The following is a 15,209-nucleotide window of genomic DNA, read 5'->3' on the forward strand; positions in this document are numbered from 1 at the left end:
AATCCACACTGTTAACCTTGATTTGCGATAATTCTCTCAATAGAGTAGCCAATTATTGCTTACAAAACCTTTAAACCTGAGGTTGCTTTGTCTGATTTTTATCACGCGATACATACACTAATTCAATCGGTTGAATTGGCTGAATCTGGGGTTACCCGTTGTACCCTCACTTTAGAAAATGCTCCTCATTTTGGATTGATTGACTGGCTTGATGCACAGCCCGTTTTCCCAAAGTTTTATTGGCAATCAAGAGATATGAGAGAAGAGGTAGTTGCTCTTGGACAACTGCATGCCTTTCTTGATCCTGCTCCTGCTTATCACATTTTGTCTGAAGGACAACGAGTGTGGGGCGGGCGTTCTTTTGATGGCAAAACAGAAAAAAATCCCCGTTGTATGTCATCGTTCTTTTTCTTGCCGCAAGTCGAGCTGATTAGACAACAGGATTCATGGTGTTTAGCTGCAAATATTACCAGTGATAAAACTCGCACCTTAAATGGCCTTAAAGCATTAAAAGCATCGGTTCAGTCATTGATGGGAATTGAGTCACATATCCGCTCATTACATCACTGTCCGCAAGAACAGGGGTGGGATACGCTCATTCAGCAAGCACTGCATGAGATAGAAACGACGCAAGTTAAAAAAATTGTTCTGGCACGTGAAACAACACTGACACTAGAAGAGCCAATTAAGCCAGCACAATTACTCAAGGTCAGTGCTGAGAATAATCACAATAGCTACCATTTTATGCTGGTGCTGGATAACAAACACAGCTTTCTGGGCTCAACCCCAGAACGTCTGTATCAGCGAGTGGGTAAAACTCTGATCACCGAAGCACTCGCGGGTACTATAGGGCGGGGTGATACTGCGGGTGAAGATATGGAGTTGGCGAACTGGCTGAAAAGCGATGCTAAGAATCTGCGCGAAAACCAGTATGTTGTTGACGATATTATTGAACGCCTGGAATCCTGTGCGGACGATATTCATGTTGAACGTGACGTTCAGGTAGTGAAGTTACGTAAGGTTCAGCACCTACGGCGAATTATTCAGGCTGAGTTGAAATCGGGTATCAATGGTGTTCAGTTATTAGGAGCATTGCAGCCTACCGCCGCGGTATCGGGATTACCGCGTAAAGAAGCCAAAGAGTTTATTGAACTGCATGAGCCTTTCGCTCGTGGTTGGTATGCCGGTTCTATTGGCTTTATTAGCCATGAAAAGGCAGAATTTTGTGTCGCTATTCGCAGCGCCTTAGTTCAGGATAATATCGTTAAACTTTATGCCGGTGCAGGTATTTTACCTGGCTCTGAGTCTGCCCCTGAATGGGCTGAATTAGATAGAAAAGTATCGACGTTATTGAGTCTTATCACTGATAAGTTTCCATTGGGAGTTGCATCGTGACTGAAGATAGAGCGGTGGTAAACCGACTATGGAGCCGGGTCATTCTTGAAGAGTTGAGTAGACTTGGTGTGGAGCAGGTTTGTGTTGCACCGGGCTCTCGTTCGACTCCGCTGATAGTGGAAGCCAGTGAAAATTCAAAACTGACACTGCATTCCCATTTTGATGAACGTGGTTTGGGTTTCCTAGCATTAGGTATGGCCAAGGCGAGTAAAAAACCGGTTGCTGTGATAGTAACATCGGGTACGGCTGTCGCTAATCTATTGCCAGCTATTGCTGAGTCTAGGTTAACCGGAGAAAAGCTGGTTGTGCTAACCGCCGACCGTCCTGTTGAACTGGTCGGTTGTGGAGCGAATCAAGCTATTGATCAGTTGGGTATCTTTTCCCACCATGTCACCCAGGCAATTAATTTACCTTCACCGACCACGGATATTCCTCTTAGCTGGTTATTAACAACAATTGATGATGCCATGTTTAAGCAAGACCAACTTGGTGGCACTATTCATATTAATTGTCCTTATCCAGAGCCGCTATATACCAATTATGTCCCTTGGAATGATCTTGGCTACTGTCAGACGTTGAAATATTGGCAACATTCTCAGCAGCCTTACAATACCAAGTTTCAAGCGAAAGCACACAGCTCCAGTGAACTCATCGATTTTATGGATGAGAAGGGTGTCATTATTATCGGTTCAGTCAGTCTCGCTGAAGCAAAAGAAGCGAAACGACTGGGTGATAAGCTTGGCTGGCCAGTGTTGAGTGATCCGCAATCAGGGATCAGTAGCGACTGGGCACATTTTGATATTTGGATGCAGAACGCCAAACTAGCTTCTGTCTTAAATGAATGCGAAGTCATTCTTCAGTTTGGTGGGCGTATTGTCTCTAAGAGGTTGAATGCTTGGTTGACCCAGCATATTCAAAAAACATCATGCCCTTATTTGTATCTTTCTGCATCCTGGTCACGCGACAATCAAAACCATCTGGCGCAGTTCCATTTTGTGACAGACATGATCGAATGGATAGAAGCCCAATCGCAAAAGTTACCTCATCACGGTAGCCGACACGCTGGGTGGGCAAATCAAATCAAAGATAGTTTGGTTACTCTGAATTCAACGGTTGAGACACTCTTAAAAGCTCAGCCGTTACTCACTGAACTGGCAATCGCAACTACGCTGAACGAAGTAGGTCATGGTTGTGATATTTTTGTCGGTAATAGTTTGATCGTACGCTTATTTGATATGTTCGCTCGCATTAATGCGCGCAATGTCTACTCAAATCGAGGCGCTTCAGGAATTGATGGTATTGTTGCAACGGCTGCGGGCGTACAAGCTGTTACTCAGCAGCCGATGATTCTATTTATGGGTGATACCTCACTCTTATACGATCTCAACTCACTGGCGTTATTGAAAAAAGTTAATCATCCTTTCGTTTTAGTCGTCACGAATAATGATGGTGGTGCGATTTTCGATTTATTGCCGGTACCAAAAGAGCAGAAGCAAAGTCTTTATCAAATGCCACATGGTTTTGATTTTCGATATGCTGCAATGCAGTTTGGTTTGGCGTATCAAAATCCAACCAGTGTCGATGAATACCGTCAGCTTATTAATTACCATATTGAATCTGGTTCTGGTGGATTGGTCGTTGAAGTGACGACAGACAATGGTCAGGCGGCGCAGCACATCAAATCTATAGTGGAGTCAATCAATGCTTTATAGTCATTATCAACCCGCAAAAACAGCAGGTTCCGATAAACCAACATTAGTTTTTTTACATGGGTTATTGGGTAGCGGGAATGACTGGAATGAAGTGATTGAGCATCTTGGTGATTACCCAACTTTAACGATTGATCTGTGTGGTCATGGTCGAAGCCGCTACAAACAGTGTCAGGGATTTGAGCATGTTAGTCGTTTAATCGAAGCATCAATAGCCGAAAGAGTGGGTACACAGACACCTGTTGTCTTGGTTGCATATTCACTCGGTGCTAGAATTGCGATGTATGCTATAGCTCGAAAAATATGGGCTACTATCAATGTTGCAGGTGTAATTATTGAGGGTGGCAATTTTGGTTTGCAAACCGATAAAGAAAAAACATCGCGATGGATACATGATGTGAGTTGGGCAAAACGATTCTGCTCAGAGCATATTGAACAAGTATTAGACGATTGGTATCACCAACCTGTATTTTCTTCGTTAAACCATGAGCAAAGACAAATCATGGTAGAGCTTCGAAGTGCTAATCTAGGCGTCACAGTAGCGGATATGTTACTCGCTACATCGCTTGCAAAGCAACCTTACCTGCTGGAAGAACTCAAGTCGAAATCGACACCTATGATCTATTTCTGTGGGGAAAAGGACTCGAAGTTCCGGACAATAGCATCAAACAGTGGTTTACACATTCAATTGATCGATGGCGCGGGGCATAACGCGCACAAGGAACAATCACAGCGCTTTGCAGAAAATATTGATAAATTTATTTGTAACACTTTAAAAGTGAACAGTTCGCAATAGGAACACGCATGACAATTACCGTAGGAATCACCGAAGAAGAACTATACGCACCGGTTGAATGGCAAGATTGTACTGGTGAATACGAAGATATCTATTTTCATAAATCGGCTGATGGTATTGCAAAAATTACCATTGCCCGCCCACAGGTCCGCAACGCATTTCGTCCTCAGACAGTGAAAGAGATGATTCAGGCTCTTGCTGACGCTCGATACGACTCTAACGTTGGCGTGATCATCCTTACCGGCCTTGGGGAAGATGCATTTTGCTCTGGTGGTGATCAAAAAATTCGTGGCGATTACGGCGGTTACAAAGATGAAGAAGGTACTCACCACCTGAACGTCTTGGACTTCCAGCGCCAGATTCGTACTTGTCCTAAGCCAGTTATTGCGTCTGTTGCGGGTTGGGCTGTTGGTGGTGGTCATGTATTACACATGATGTGTGACCTAACTATTGCGGCTGAAAATGCAAAATTTGGTCAGACTGGACCTAAAGTCGGGTCATTTGATGGGGGATGGGGTGCATCCTACATGGCTCGTATTGTTGGTCAGAAGAAAGCTCGCGAAATCTGGTTCCTATGCCGTTTCTACGATGCGCAGGAAGCGCTGGATATGGGATTGGTAAATACGGTTGTACCACTTGCGGAACTGGAGAAAGAAACCGTTCGCTGGTGTCGCGAAGTATTACAACACAGCCCGATGGCTTTACGTTGTCTTAAAGCGGCTCTAAATGCTGACTGTGATGGTCAGGCAGGTCTACAAGAACTGGCCGGTAACGCAACGATGCTTTTCTATATGACGGATGAAGGTCAAGAAGGGCGCAATGCATTTAACGAAAAACGCAGACCTGATTTCAATAAATATCCAAGAAACCCATAGATCTCTCCCTCGTAGGAGGCATTCTGGGATAGAATACCGATCATTCGCGTGGTTCCCACACTTGGTGGGCAGCACGCAATGATGTATGCCGATATAACGGCATAAAACAAACAAGAGGTTATCATTGCTATGCGCAGTGCAAAACTATATCGCTATCGCTTACCTATGGATAGTGGCGTTATCTTGCGTGAAGAAAAACTTTTCGAACGTGAAGGTTTTATTATCGAGATACGCGAAGGTGGTAGTGTAGGGCATGGTGAAGTCGCACCATTACCTGGGTTTAATCTAGAATCTGTTCAGGATGCAGGCGTGCAGATTCAGGAGCAATTAGCGCTCTGGATTCGAGGCGAAGAAATTGATTATAACGCATTGCATCCTTCTGTCGCGTTTGGAATTTCAGCTGCTGAATACGAATTAAAAGGATTAATTCCACAGGAAGGCAGCTATTTCGCAGCACCGTTATGCTCCGGTGATCCTGATTCTCTCGTCGAAAAGTTACAGCTTTTGCCTGGTAAAAAAGTCGCTAAAATCAAAGTAGGATTATACGAAGTAGTCCGTGATGGACTGATGGTTAGCTTCTTTTTAGAAACCATCCCGGATCTCTCTTTGCGCCTCGACGCAAATAGAGCGTGGAATCTTGAAAAGGCTAAGAAGTTTGCCAGTAAAATTTCTCCATCGTTACGTCAGCGCATCGCCTATATTGAAGAACCGTGTAAATCACCAAGTGATAGTATTACGTTCGCCATCGATACAGGTATAGCGGTTGGTTGGGATGAAACATTACAACAGTCATTACGTGATCCGGACTTCAAGCTGGAAGAGTTAACTGGGGTAAAAGCAATCATCATCAAACCAACAGTGATTGGGTCGATCCAACGCTGTGAGTATCTTATTGAAAAAGCGAAAAAACTGGGAATACAACCTGTTATCAGTTCTGCTCTGGAATCGAGTTTTGGTTTATGTCAGCTTGCTCGCTTATCAAAATGGCTGTTACCAGATGAAGTCCCTGGATTGGATACGATCAATTTATTCAAACAGCAATTAGAAGTCTCTTGGCCTGATTGTGATTTACCTGTTGTTGCTCTTGCTGATCAGGAAGTGATTTGGCAGTCATAGACACAGGGGTTTACTCTAAGTTGTGGCAGCATTGGAATAACGTATTGCCTTCCGATGCTGTTGCGCTTATCACACCAACACATCAATACACTTGGTCCTCTTTGACCAAGCAAATCGATAATTATGCCTCGTGTTTGAGCAGGCAAGGTGTCGTCAGCCGTAATACCATTACAGTCGTTGGTAAGAACTCGTCAGAGTCGGTCTTTATTTTTCTCGCAGCCCTTTCTCTCGGAGCCAGAGTGGCCTTTGTTGCACCTCAGCCCATTTCTCAGCTTTGCTTAAAACTCAATACGTTATATTCAGCAGATGAAACGAGTTTTCTTATTTCACTTATCGATACGATTGATAGCGATGAACTAGAAGCAATTGCCCCCAATGTACAACTTGTGGCTTTGGATTTTTCCCTGTCACAGTCGCGACCTGAGTTTCGTTATCAGCCCGATGAGATTGCGTCCTTTATCTTTACGTCTGGTTCCACAGGAACACCAAAGGCTGTCGCACATACATCATCACAGCATTTGTCATCTGCTGCTGGACTCCTTGACGTTTTTACCTATGTAGGTTCGGATTGCTGGCTACTGAGCCTGCCTGTATACCATGTCTCGGGACTGTCGATTCTTTATCGCTGGCTACTCTCTGGTGCAACGCTAAAAGTGGGAAGGGGAGATCTCGATACAGATATCGAGGGGGTAACACACGCATCACTGGTGGCGACTCAGCTCCAGCGTTTACTTGATTCGGGAAAGCCATTGAATTTAACGCATGTCTTACTTGGCGGGAGCGATATTCCGCACAAATTATCCGATGCAGCGGCAGCTCTGGGCATTGAGACCTGGGTTGGTTATGGTATGACGGAAGCTGCTTCTACAGTGACAGCTAAGCGTGTCGATGGACTGCAGGGAGTCGGAAGCGTATTAGCAAATAGAAAACTAACCATTGAAAACGGGCGGATTTTTATTGGTGGTGACACTCTAGGTTGTGGCTATTTTCGCCAGGGTGAGTTATTTGCGTTTACCAATGAACAGGGCTGGTTTGATAGTAAAGATCTTGGTGAGATAAAAAACGAACAGCTCGTGATATGTGGGCGTGTCGATAATCAATTTATCTCCGGAGGTGAAAATATCCATTGTGAAGAAATTGAAGCTGCACTCTTAAAGCATCCGTGCGTGCAGCAAGTGGTTGTCATTCCGGTTGTCGATAACGTCTTCGGTGCTCGCTCCGTTGCAGTGATCAAAACGAGCAAAGACTTAAGTTTGGAAGATTATCAGCAATGGCTCGTCGATAAACTCGAAAAGTTCAAATGGCCAATTGATTACCTACCACTTCCGCAACAGGCGTTGGGTTCTGGCATTAAAATATCACGCCCCGTCATCAAAGCTTGGTTAACAGAAGCGTATCCGCATTACACAGTAAAGTTATGAGTTAGTGCAAAAGGGAATTTCAATTTTTTATATCTAATATTCATAATGCTCTACATTACATAAGTATTGAGGTATATGAATATGATTAAGACATCGTTGTTCTTAGTTGTCGTTTTGCTTCAGTTGGTCATTGCTTTGACCACGACAGACATCACGCGCTCCCTAGCTGAATTATCTGCCTTTTTACTGATTGTTGCCGTTGTTTGGAATAAATCGTCTCACAATGGTTCAACCAACAACCACTCTAGTGCTGCATAATCCAGGTTAGTGACCCCACAGAAATCAATACCCACAACCCGATACCGAAAAATAATGGTTTTGGCCCAGCCGATTTTAGTTTGTTAAATGATAATCCACATCCAATAAGAAACAGACAGACAACTAATGCCTTTTTGGCAATTTGGAAAATGAGTTGATACCAATCCTGAAACTGAGGCAGTTGATCATGAACCAGAATGGCAAGGCAATAGAAGAAGATAAAATAGGGAATCACAATTTTCTTCGACTCATTTCTGAATAGCAGTGCGCTAATAAATGCAACCGGAATAATCCACAAAGCACGAGCCAGTTTGAGTGTTGTAGCCGTTTTGAGTGCTTCGACTCCGTAAGCTGAGGATGCACCAACAACCGATGATGTATCATGAATCGCGATGGCAGCCCATGTGCCAAATTGATATTGAGTCATATGCAATACATGGCCAATGAGAGGGAAGATGAATAGCGCCAAAGAGTTGAGTAGAAATACGGTCCCAAGAGCCAGTGCCATTTGGTCATCGTCTGCTTTGATTGCTGGTCCTACCGCAGCAATAGCACTCCCACCGCAAATCGCCGTTCCCGATGCAATTAAGTAGCCAGTTTTCTTCGTTAAACCAAGCCGTTCACTGATATAAAAGCCGATCAACAAAGTGCAGAGGATAGACGTTACGATAAGACCGAGGCCATGTGTGGTAACACTTAATGCTTCCTGCAGAGGAATACCAAATCCTAGACCGATAATTGAATAGGAAAGGAGCTTTTTAGTCATTTTTGAAATGGGCAAGCTTGAGGGAACCATGCCTAAGCTTGCAAGTAGAAAGCCGATAATAAGCGCTGTGGGAGAATTAACCCAAGGTGTGCAGCAAAAGAGTAACCCAATGATAAAAAAAGCGTACCGAAGACGATTCATAACAATTCACGCCCCTGTGATATCGAACAATGGGATGATTGTATCTGAATTCTAACGGTCAATAAGTCTTAATGTTTTAAACAAACGTTCAGTAAAACTGAACACAGTGTTACAGTGTTTTCTCGGCCAGTAATTCAGCCACTTTTTCTTTTAATATTTTGCGATCGGCCTGTTCGCTTGGCACAGCTTCACCAACATTAATGAACAGTGGATGTCGCTTGAATCGGGGGAGACCTTTGCATGCTTTCCCGTTTGAACGGCTAAAGTAGCATCCCCAAACTCCAAGTAATCCAACTGGAATAACAGGAACGGGGTTTTTCCTAAGGATGATATCCACACCGCGAAGAAAGGGCTGTAAGCTACCGTCCGGTGTCAGTTTCCCTTCTGGAAAGATGCAAACCAGATCGCCTTTTTCCAACGCTTTACCAACCTCACTAAAGGCATGCTTCACCATCTTGGCATCGTCAGCACAAATGGGGATCACCCCAGCACTGCGCATCAAGCGACGAATCAGAACAAAGTTCGCATAGTCAGCTTCCATGACAAAGCGAATTAATCTTGGTGATGCGATATTGAGGAGTAAAGCATCCAGGTAGCTCACATGGTTGCACACGATAAGAGCGGGGCCTGATTCCGGAATGTTAACAGTACCCTTAAAACGGATACGATACATAATGCGTAGCAGCAGATTGAGAACGACACGAAGTGTGTATACCGGCGTTTTTCGCATCAGATAAATAAACACAATGAGATTCAGTATCGCAAGGAGTTGAAATAACTCCGGAATGCTCATTTCCAATACACTCAGGCAGACAATACCAAGAATCGCGCTACCAACCATAAAGAGAGAGTTATAAATATTGAGAGCCGCTATAACCTGAGCCCTTTGAGCAGGTTTAGCGCGCTTTTGCAGTAATGTGTATAGAGGAACGATAAATAAACCTCCACACACACCAATCATTAAAATATAAGAAAAGAGCGGCCAAAGAGTCGAATTAGAAATGAAACTTATAAAGCCTGTATTTGGTGTTACATCTTGAGGGATACTCTCAATCAACAGATATCCAAACAGTGACAGGCCCAAAGAACTCAGCGTGACAACACCGATTTCAATTCGTCCGAAAGAGATTCGGTCACAAAGAAGCGAACCAACAGCGATACCAACAGAGAATAATGCTAATAACCAGGATACTGCAGCCTCATTGCCCAGTAGACTTATCTTGGTGAAATTGGGGAACTGCGTGAGATAAGTGGCCCCGAGAAACCAAAACCAACTGATGATAAACAACGTTGTTTGGATAACCTTATCCTGTTTACTGATGGAAAGGGTTTGGCGAGTTTGCTTCCATGGCTGAAAGCGGAACGTTATATTAGGATCACCCGCTTCGGCGTGAGGGATCGACCGACTGCTCACATAGCCAGCTAGCGCGAAGACGATAACGCAACCGGCGGCAATGATCCTTGAATGCTCAGCTGAGGCGATAAATCCGGCTGTGAGGGTACCCAGTAAGATGGCGATGAACGTACCCATCTCGACCAATGCGTTTCCTGCAACCAGTTCTTTGCTTTTTAAGTGTTGCGGTAACAACGCATACTTAACCGGGCCAAAAAATGCGGATTGCGTACCCATTAAAAATAGCAGGATCAGAAGAATGACGTAGCTGTTGGTTAAGAAGCCCACCGCGCCGCAAATCATAATCACAATTTCGAGCAGCTTAATTTTTCGTATCAGAGCACTTTTTTCGAGTTTATCGGCTAGCACACCTGCAGTGGCAGAAAACAAGAAAAATGGCAGAATAAACAATCCAGCTGCAAGATTAATGAACAAACTACTGGAAATAGCCAGTTCATCTGTTTGTGCAAACGCGACGAATAACAGCAGTGTATTTTTGAAAATATTGTCGTTGAAAGCCCCAAAAAACTGTGTCGAAAAGTAAGGTAAAAAACGACGCTTTTTAAGAAGAGAGTTTATGGAGCGGGACATAAAATTACCTAGTTACGCCAAGTCTTAAGGTATTGTCTGATGAGATTATCGATAAGTGCCTTCCCATCAACATTGGCACCAGCAAAGAATTTATCATCAACACTGAGTAACGTAATGCCGTGAACACCAGCCCAGAGAACACGACTCGCCGTTAATACTTCTTCTTCAGTATGATCGGGCCCCAGTAGCTTAAGAAGCGTTTCTAGCATACCAGTCATAGTGCTTATCCGCTCGGTTTGCCATGACGGGAGGTCTTCACCATTCATATTGTGTTCAAAAATGAGTTGCCAGCGGTACGGATGTCTGAGAGCGAAGTTATGGTAGCAATGTGCGAGTTGAATGAGCGCGTCTTCCGATGATTCGCTAGGGCAAACGACTGACTTAGCTTCGAGAGCAAGTTCATCAAGAGTCTGGGCAACGGCATGGAGTAAAAGTAGATTGTAACTACCGAAAATATTCACCAGAGTGCTCGGAACATAGCCAATCATGTTGGCGATTTTACGCAGGCTTAACTCGTGATAGGAGTGGTCTGCCAAAAATTCTTGAACCTTAGTTAACGTTAAATTAATTAACTCTTCTCTAGTGTGATCGTTTCTACGAGCCATTTCACCGTGCCATTATCGAACAATGTTCAATATGATAGAAAAGCGTCATTCTATCGTCAATGTCTTATTCTGCAATATTCTGATACATGTTTAATGTGCTGACTAGATTGAATGTCGAAAACAAATCGCTATGATGATAGTGTCATTTTCGATCTAATTAAGGAAAAGAATGAAAAGGTTGTTTTCTTATTTTGTTGTACTAATGCTTTCATTCTCCGTTGTTTCAGTTGCGAACGCGAAGAAGTTAGGCGGCGGTAAGTCTTTTGGCTCTGTTTTTAAAACAGCTCCGGCTCCGAAACAAACGGCAACAAACAACACGACGCTAAACAATAAAGCGACAACTAACAACACTTCAAGCCGTAAAGGTTTGATGGGCGGCTTATTAGGCGGTCTTCTTGCTGGTGGTTTGCTCGCGGCTTTCTTTGGCGGTGCTTTTGAAGGTATCCAGTTTATGGATATCCTGATTCTTGGCTTGATTGCTTTCTTTATCTTCAAGCTAATGAGAGGCGTACTTGGTGCGAAACAAGCCAGTATGAATCAGCGAGAGCCTGCGTTTGGCGGCATGAACAGAGAGCCACACTCTCAGCCAAACATGCATAATTTCGAGCAGCCTGCTGCCTCTGGTGGCTTCGGTACGCATGCCCAAAGCGATGTGCCTCATAACTACCCACCGGGATTTGATAGAGCTGCGTTTACTGAGGGTGCGCGTGAACACTATCGTACTCTTCAAGGCGCATGGAACTATAACGAACTTGAAACGATTCGTGAGTACGTGTCAGAAAGTTTATTTGAAGATTTGAAAGCGGAACGAGCAAAACTCGAAGGCGAACAGCATACGGATGTGATGTATGTTGATGCAGAAATCGTTCGAGCGGACTATGATCAAAACCGAGCGCAATTAAGTCTTCAGTTCAGCGGTCGCTACCGTGATGCTGTCGAAGGTGTCGAGGAAGACATCGAAGATATCTGGCATCTAGAACGTGATTTAACAGTACCAAATGCACCTTGGTTGGTTATTGGTATCCAAGGCTAATAAAATAGAAAGTAAGTAGATAATGTAATCATGCCTGAGCCCCAAAGCTCAGGCTTTTTTATTCAATCTTGAGGTTCTCAAGAATATAGTCAATGAGTAATCTCACTCTGAGAGGCATGTTGACGCGATCTTTATACATCATAAATAGTCGTCTAGGCTTACTTTTCCAATCGGGTAAAACACGTTTCATTACACCTGCATCGCATTGTTGCTGGACATAGTAATCAGGAATATAGCCAATACCAAAACCTCTGCTAATAGCATTCGATATAATTTGGATATCATTACTTTCTATTCGAATCTCTGAAGATGGCTGAAAGTCACAGACGTCGCCACTTGCTTCGTTGACCAATTCCCAAATTGCCATCGGGCGGCTAATGCAACATGGATATTGATGTAAATCTTCTGGAGTGCGGATATTTTGGGTATCTAAATCAGGTGAGCTACACAGTACAAAATGGATATCGAGTAATGGCCGCGAGATCCAGTTCGTCAGGATAGGTCTACCAACGCGAAAGGCGATATCAATACCCTCGGATTCGATATCAATCAATTCACTGGAGATCTGAATATCAATCTGGATATCAGGATAGAGCTCCATAAAATCGAACAACATTTCTCTTAAGTATTGGTGACTTGCATTTAAAGGCGCCGTGACTCGTATTTTCCCTCTTGGTGTATGTTTTTCACCATGTAAGTCTTCATTGATGATAGTGAATTCGTCGAAAAGCTCTTTGTAGCGTTGAAAGTAACGTTCCCCTGTATGAGTTAGTGTTACTCGGTGTGAGTCTCGATTAAGTAATCGAATCTGCATATCATTTTCTAATTTGTGTATACGGCGGCTCAAAGTCGATAAAGGTATACCCAGTTGCTTCGAAGCGAGCTTAAAGCTACTGAGCTGAGCGACAGTACAGAAATAGTAAAGATCGTCGATGGAATAGTTAGATTTCATTTTTGGGATTTACAGTCTTATTCTTGCTAGTTTATCTATATTTTGAAATCAATACACTGACTCGAATAAATAATCAAGATTTTAGGAGTCAGTATGACATCTGCATCAAATACAAAAGCTGTGATGCTATTGATACTATGCGCTTTTTTTTGGGGAAGTTGCTTTCCTGTTGGAAAGGATGTTCTAGGTCAGGTTCACGCTTACACATTGGTTTTCTGGCGCTTTGTCATCGCCGCAATTTGTTTAATGTTATACATCCGTATTAAGAACATTCAATTTGGCGAGATCAGCACGAATCGATGGGGATGGGTAATCTTGGTCAGTATTGTTGGTGTTGGTGGATTGAATTTAGGTCTTTTTACTGGCTTAACATTAACCAGTTCAACAAATGGCGCACTCATAATGGCACTAAGTCCTCTAGTGACATCTCTGATTGCGTGCTTTTTTCAATTAAGACTCCCCTCGACATCGCAGGTTTTTAGTATCGTAGTTAGCTTAATAGGGGTTGGCTTAGTCATTACGAATGGTCAGATTGACATGTTGGCGAGTCTAAAAATTAATCACGGTGATAAGCTAATCTTTTGTGGGATGCTTGCCTGGAGTGCATATACCTATTGTAGCCAAAGCATTAGCCGTTGGATGCCAGTGATTCCTTACACGTTGATTGGTATGTTAAGTGGAGCCGTTGTGATAGGAGGGCTTTGTCTCTTTGAGCCTGATGTTCACCCATTATCAGAGCTACTAACGACGAGTCGTACGGGTATAAGCGAGGTTATCTATATAGGCGTGTTCGGGACTGTTGCTGGTTACCTCTTGTGGCTAAATGGCGTTCAGGCGTTGGGCGCACCAGTGGCATCGCTGTTCTTTAATTTTGTCCCCGTCTTTTCTGTTCTTACCTCCGTTTTAATGGGACAAACGGTAACGACAGTACAAATTCTCGGCATTTCCGTGGTTATCATTGGTCTTCTTATTCCCCGAATGCCTGCTTTGGCTGGTCAGTTAACAAAAAGGGTAGCCTGATTGGAGAAAATCGTCCTCTTTACTCTAGAGAAAAGAGGACGAAAATATTATTCGAGACCACTTCCTGTGGTATCAAACGTCATCAGTCTATCTAACGTTGAGGAAATATCGCCGATAGTCGTATTGACCCAGTTGTCGTTATAATACGTATCGAGATAACGTTCTCCACTGTCGCATAGCAAAGTAACAATTGAGCCTGTTTTATGTTGGCGTTGCATCTCTTGGGCGATTAATAACGATGCGTAAACATTGGTTCCTGTTGATGCACCGACTTTCTTACCAAGTTTTGATTCCAACCAGCGAATAGTTGCAATGCTTTCCACATCCGCAATTTTCTTAATACTGTCGATTACGCCAGGCATAAAGCTGGGCTCAACGCGTGGGCGGCCAATACCCTCAATGCGGCTTCCGGCAGTATCAGTCAGAGTCGTATTACCTGTCATATAGGCATCATAAAAAACAGAATTTTCGCAGTCAGCAACACACAGCTGCGTAGCGTAGCCTTTATAACGAACATAGCGTCCAATAGTTGCGGATGTGCCACCTGTACCAGCACTCATCACAATCCAATCTGGTTCAGGATGAGGCTCATAGCGCATTTGATGGAAAATACTTTCAGCAATATTACTGTTTCCGCGCCAGTCGGTCGCGCGCTCAGCGTAGGTAAACTGATCCATGTAATGGCCGTTAAGCTGTTTTGCTAACTCCTGAGAAGCGTCATAAATTTCACACGAGCGATCTACAAAATGTGGAATTCCACCGAAGAACTTGATTTGTTCTATTTTCTTTTTCGCCGTAGAACGAGGCATGACTGCATAAAAAGGGAGACCAAGAAGCTGTGCAAAGTAAGCTTCAGAAATGGCGGTGCTACCAGAAGAGGCTTCGATAACCGGAGTTTCAGGACCAATCCAACCATTGCTAATACCATAAAGAAAAAGTGAGCGCGCAAGACGGTGCTTCAAAGAACCGGTGGGATGTGTACTTTCATCCTTTAAGTATATATCGATTCCGCGTAATGCAGGTATGCGCAGTTTGATAAGATGAGTATCCGCTGAGCGTTGCTGATCGGCTTCTAGTATGCCTATGGCGTCCTTGATCCATAAGTGGTCATATTTCATCGAGTTTCTCTCCTGATTTG

At 43.7% G+C, this 15,209-nt stretch carries 14 protein-coding genes; 9 read left to right on the top strand and 5 right to left on the bottom strand.

Features of this window, described 5'->3' with window-relative positions:
- Positions 1-87 precede the first annotated feature (87 nt).
- The 7 genes from EES38_RS06540 to EES38_RS22120 all read left to right on the top strand — a co-directional run bounded on the left by EES38_RS06540 (position 88) and on the right by EES38_RS22120 (position 7,570).
- Complete coding sequence (locus EES38_RS06540) at positions 88-1,395, top strand: isochorismate synthase (protein ID WP_124936363.1); 1,308 nt, start codon at positions 88-90, stop codon at positions 1,393-1,395.
- A complete protein-coding gene (gene menD, locus EES38_RS06545; RefSeq protein ID WP_124936364.1) occupies positions 1,392-3,107 on the top strand; it encodes a 2-succinyl-5-enolpyruvyl-6-hydroxy-3-cyclohexene-1-carboxylic-acid synthase in 1,716 nt (571 codons plus the stop codon). The genes EES38_RS06540 and menD overlap by 4 nt, the downstream gene beginning before the upstream one ends.
- Positions 3,097-3,900: a 2-succinyl-6-hydroxy-2,4-cyclohexadiene-1-carboxylate synthase gene (gene menH / locus EES38_RS06550; RefSeq protein WP_124936365.1), complete on the top strand. Its 804-nt coding sequence runs from the start codon at positions 3,097-3,099 to the stop codon at positions 3,898-3,900. Before menD ends, menH begins: the two co-directional genes overlap by 11 nt.
- 8 nt (positions 3,901-3,908) lie before the next feature.
- The gene (menB, locus tag EES38_RS06555) at positions 3,909-4,775 is read left to right on the top strand and encodes a 1,4-dihydroxy-2-naphthoyl-CoA synthase (RefSeq protein ID WP_124936366.1); all 867 of its coding nucleotides are present in this window, start codon (positions 3,909-3,911) and stop codon (positions 4,773-4,775) included.
- A gap of 129 nt (positions 4,776-4,904) precedes the next feature.
- Positions 4,905-5,891, top strand: coding sequence for an o-succinylbenzoate synthase (menC, locus tag EES38_RS06560; RefSeq protein WP_124936367.1), 987 nt, complete (start codon positions 4,905-4,907; stop codon positions 5,889-5,891).
- Positions 5,888-7,312: an o-succinylbenzoate--CoA ligase gene (menE, locus tag EES38_RS06565; protein WP_439333243.1), complete on the top strand. Its 1,425-nt coding sequence runs from the start codon at positions 5,888-5,890 to the stop codon at positions 7,310-7,312. The genes menC and menE overlap by 4 nt, the downstream gene beginning before the upstream one ends.
- Positions 7,313-7,393: 81 nt before the next feature.
- Positions 7,394-7,570, top strand: coding sequence for a hypothetical protein (locus EES38_RS22120; protein WP_166434205.1), 177 nt, complete (start codon positions 7,394-7,396; stop codon positions 7,568-7,570).
- On the opposite strand, the gene EES38_RS06570 is transcribed toward EES38_RS22120, so the two are convergent.
- The 3 genes from EES38_RS06570 to EES38_RS06580 form a co-directional block, all read right to left on the bottom strand.
- Positions 7,557-8,477 carry a YeiH family protein gene (locus tag EES38_RS06570; protein ID WP_124936369.1) on the bottom strand — a complete coding sequence of 307 codons (921 nt, stop codon included), beginning with the start codon at positions 8,475-8,477 and terminating at the stop codon, positions 7,557-7,559. The genes EES38_RS22120 and EES38_RS06570 overlap by 14 nt on opposite strands.
- Positions 8,478-8,586: 109 nt before the next feature.
- Complete coding sequence (locus tag EES38_RS06575) at positions 8,587-10,461, bottom strand: MFS transporter (protein ID WP_124936370.1); 1,875 nt, start codon at positions 10,459-10,461, stop codon at positions 8,587-8,589.
- 8 nt (positions 10,462-10,469) lie between these two features.
- Positions 10,470-11,066, bottom strand: a complete 597-nt coding sequence (locus tag EES38_RS06580; RefSeq protein WP_124936371.1) for a TetR/AcrR family transcriptional regulator — start codon at positions 11,064-11,066, stop codon at positions 10,470-10,472.
- A gap of 169 nt (positions 11,067-11,235) precedes the next feature.
- Here EES38_RS06580 and EES38_RS06585 point away from each other — a divergent pair, with 169 nt between their 5' ends.
- Complete coding sequence (locus EES38_RS06585; RefSeq protein ID WP_124936372.1) at positions 11,236-12,099, top strand: Tim44 domain-containing protein; 864 nt, start codon at positions 11,236-11,238, stop codon at positions 12,097-12,099.
- A gap of 58 nt (positions 12,100-12,157) precedes the next feature.
- Here the strand turns inward: EES38_RS06585 and EES38_RS06590 are convergent, their stop codons facing one another.
- Positions 12,158-13,051 (bottom strand): LysR family transcriptional regulator, encoded by an 894-nt coding sequence (locus EES38_RS06590; RefSeq protein ID WP_124936373.1) that lies wholly within the window; start codon positions 13,049-13,051, stop codon positions 12,158-12,160.
- 93 nt (positions 13,052-13,144) lie between these two features.
- Between EES38_RS06590 and EES38_RS06595 the strand changes: the two genes are divergently transcribed.
- Positions 13,145-14,071: a DMT family transporter gene (locus tag EES38_RS06595; protein WP_124936374.1), complete on the top strand. Its 927-nt coding sequence runs from the start codon at positions 13,145-13,147 to the stop codon at positions 14,069-14,071.
- Between the two features lie 47 nt (positions 14,072-14,118).
- On the opposite strand, the gene EES38_RS06600 is transcribed toward EES38_RS06595, so the two are convergent.
- A complete protein-coding gene (locus EES38_RS06600) occupies positions 14,119-15,189 on the bottom strand; it encodes a PLP-dependent cysteine synthase family protein (protein ID WP_124936375.1) in 1,071 nt (356 codons plus the stop codon).
- Positions 15,190-15,209: the final 20 nt, after the last annotated feature.

It is taken from the genome of Vibrio viridaestus (assembly GCF_003856525.1).
Taxonomy (GTDB): domain Bacteria; phylum Pseudomonadota; class Gammaproteobacteria; order Enterobacterales; family Vibrionaceae; genus Vibrio; species Vibrio viridaestus.

What these genes read in the sequence shown, in the direction of transcription:
- EES38_RS06580 (WP_124936371.1), bottom strand. Translation starts at nt 11,066, where the DNA reads ATGGCTCGTAGAAACGATCACACTAGAGAAGAGTTAATTAATTTAACG.
- menB (WP_124936366.1), top strand. Translation starts at nt 3,909, where the DNA reads ATGACAATTACCGTAGGAATCACCGAAGAAGAACTATACGCACCGGTT.
- EES38_RS06600 (WP_124936375.1), bottom strand. Translation starts at nt 15,189, where the DNA reads ATGAAATATGACCACTTATGGATCAAGGACGCCATAGGCATACTAGAA.
- EES38_RS22120 (WP_166434205.1), top strand. Translation starts at nt 7,394, where the DNA reads ATGATTAAGACATCGTTGTTCTTAGTTGTCGTTTTGCTTCAGTTGGTC.
- menH (WP_124936365.1), top strand. Translation starts at nt 3,097, where the DNA reads ATGCTTTATAGTCATTATCAACCCGCAAAAACAGCAGGTTCCGATAAA.
- EES38_RS06585 (WP_124936372.1), top strand. Translation starts at nt 11,236, where the DNA reads ATGAAAAGGTTGTTTTCTTATTTTGTTGTACTAATGCTTTCATTCTCC.
- menC (WP_124936367.1), top strand. Translation starts at nt 4,905, where the DNA reads ATGCGCAGTGCAAAACTATATCGCTATCGCTTACCTATGGATAGTGGC.
- EES38_RS06590 (WP_124936373.1), bottom strand. Translation starts at nt 13,051, where the DNA reads ATGAAATCTAACTATTCCATCGACGATCTTTACTATTTCTGTACTGTC.
- EES38_RS06575 (WP_124936370.1), bottom strand. Translation starts at nt 10,461, where the DNA reads ATGTCCCGCTCCATAAACTCTCTTCTTAAAAAGCGTCGTTTTTTACCT.
- EES38_RS06595 (WP_124936374.1), top strand. Translation starts at nt 13,145, where the DNA reads ATGACATCTGCATCAAATACAAAAGCTGTGATGCTATTGATACTATGC.
- EES38_RS06570 (WP_124936369.1), bottom strand. Translation starts at nt 8,477, where the DNA reads ATGAATCGTCTTCGGTACGCTTTTTTTATCATTGGGTTACTCTTTTGC.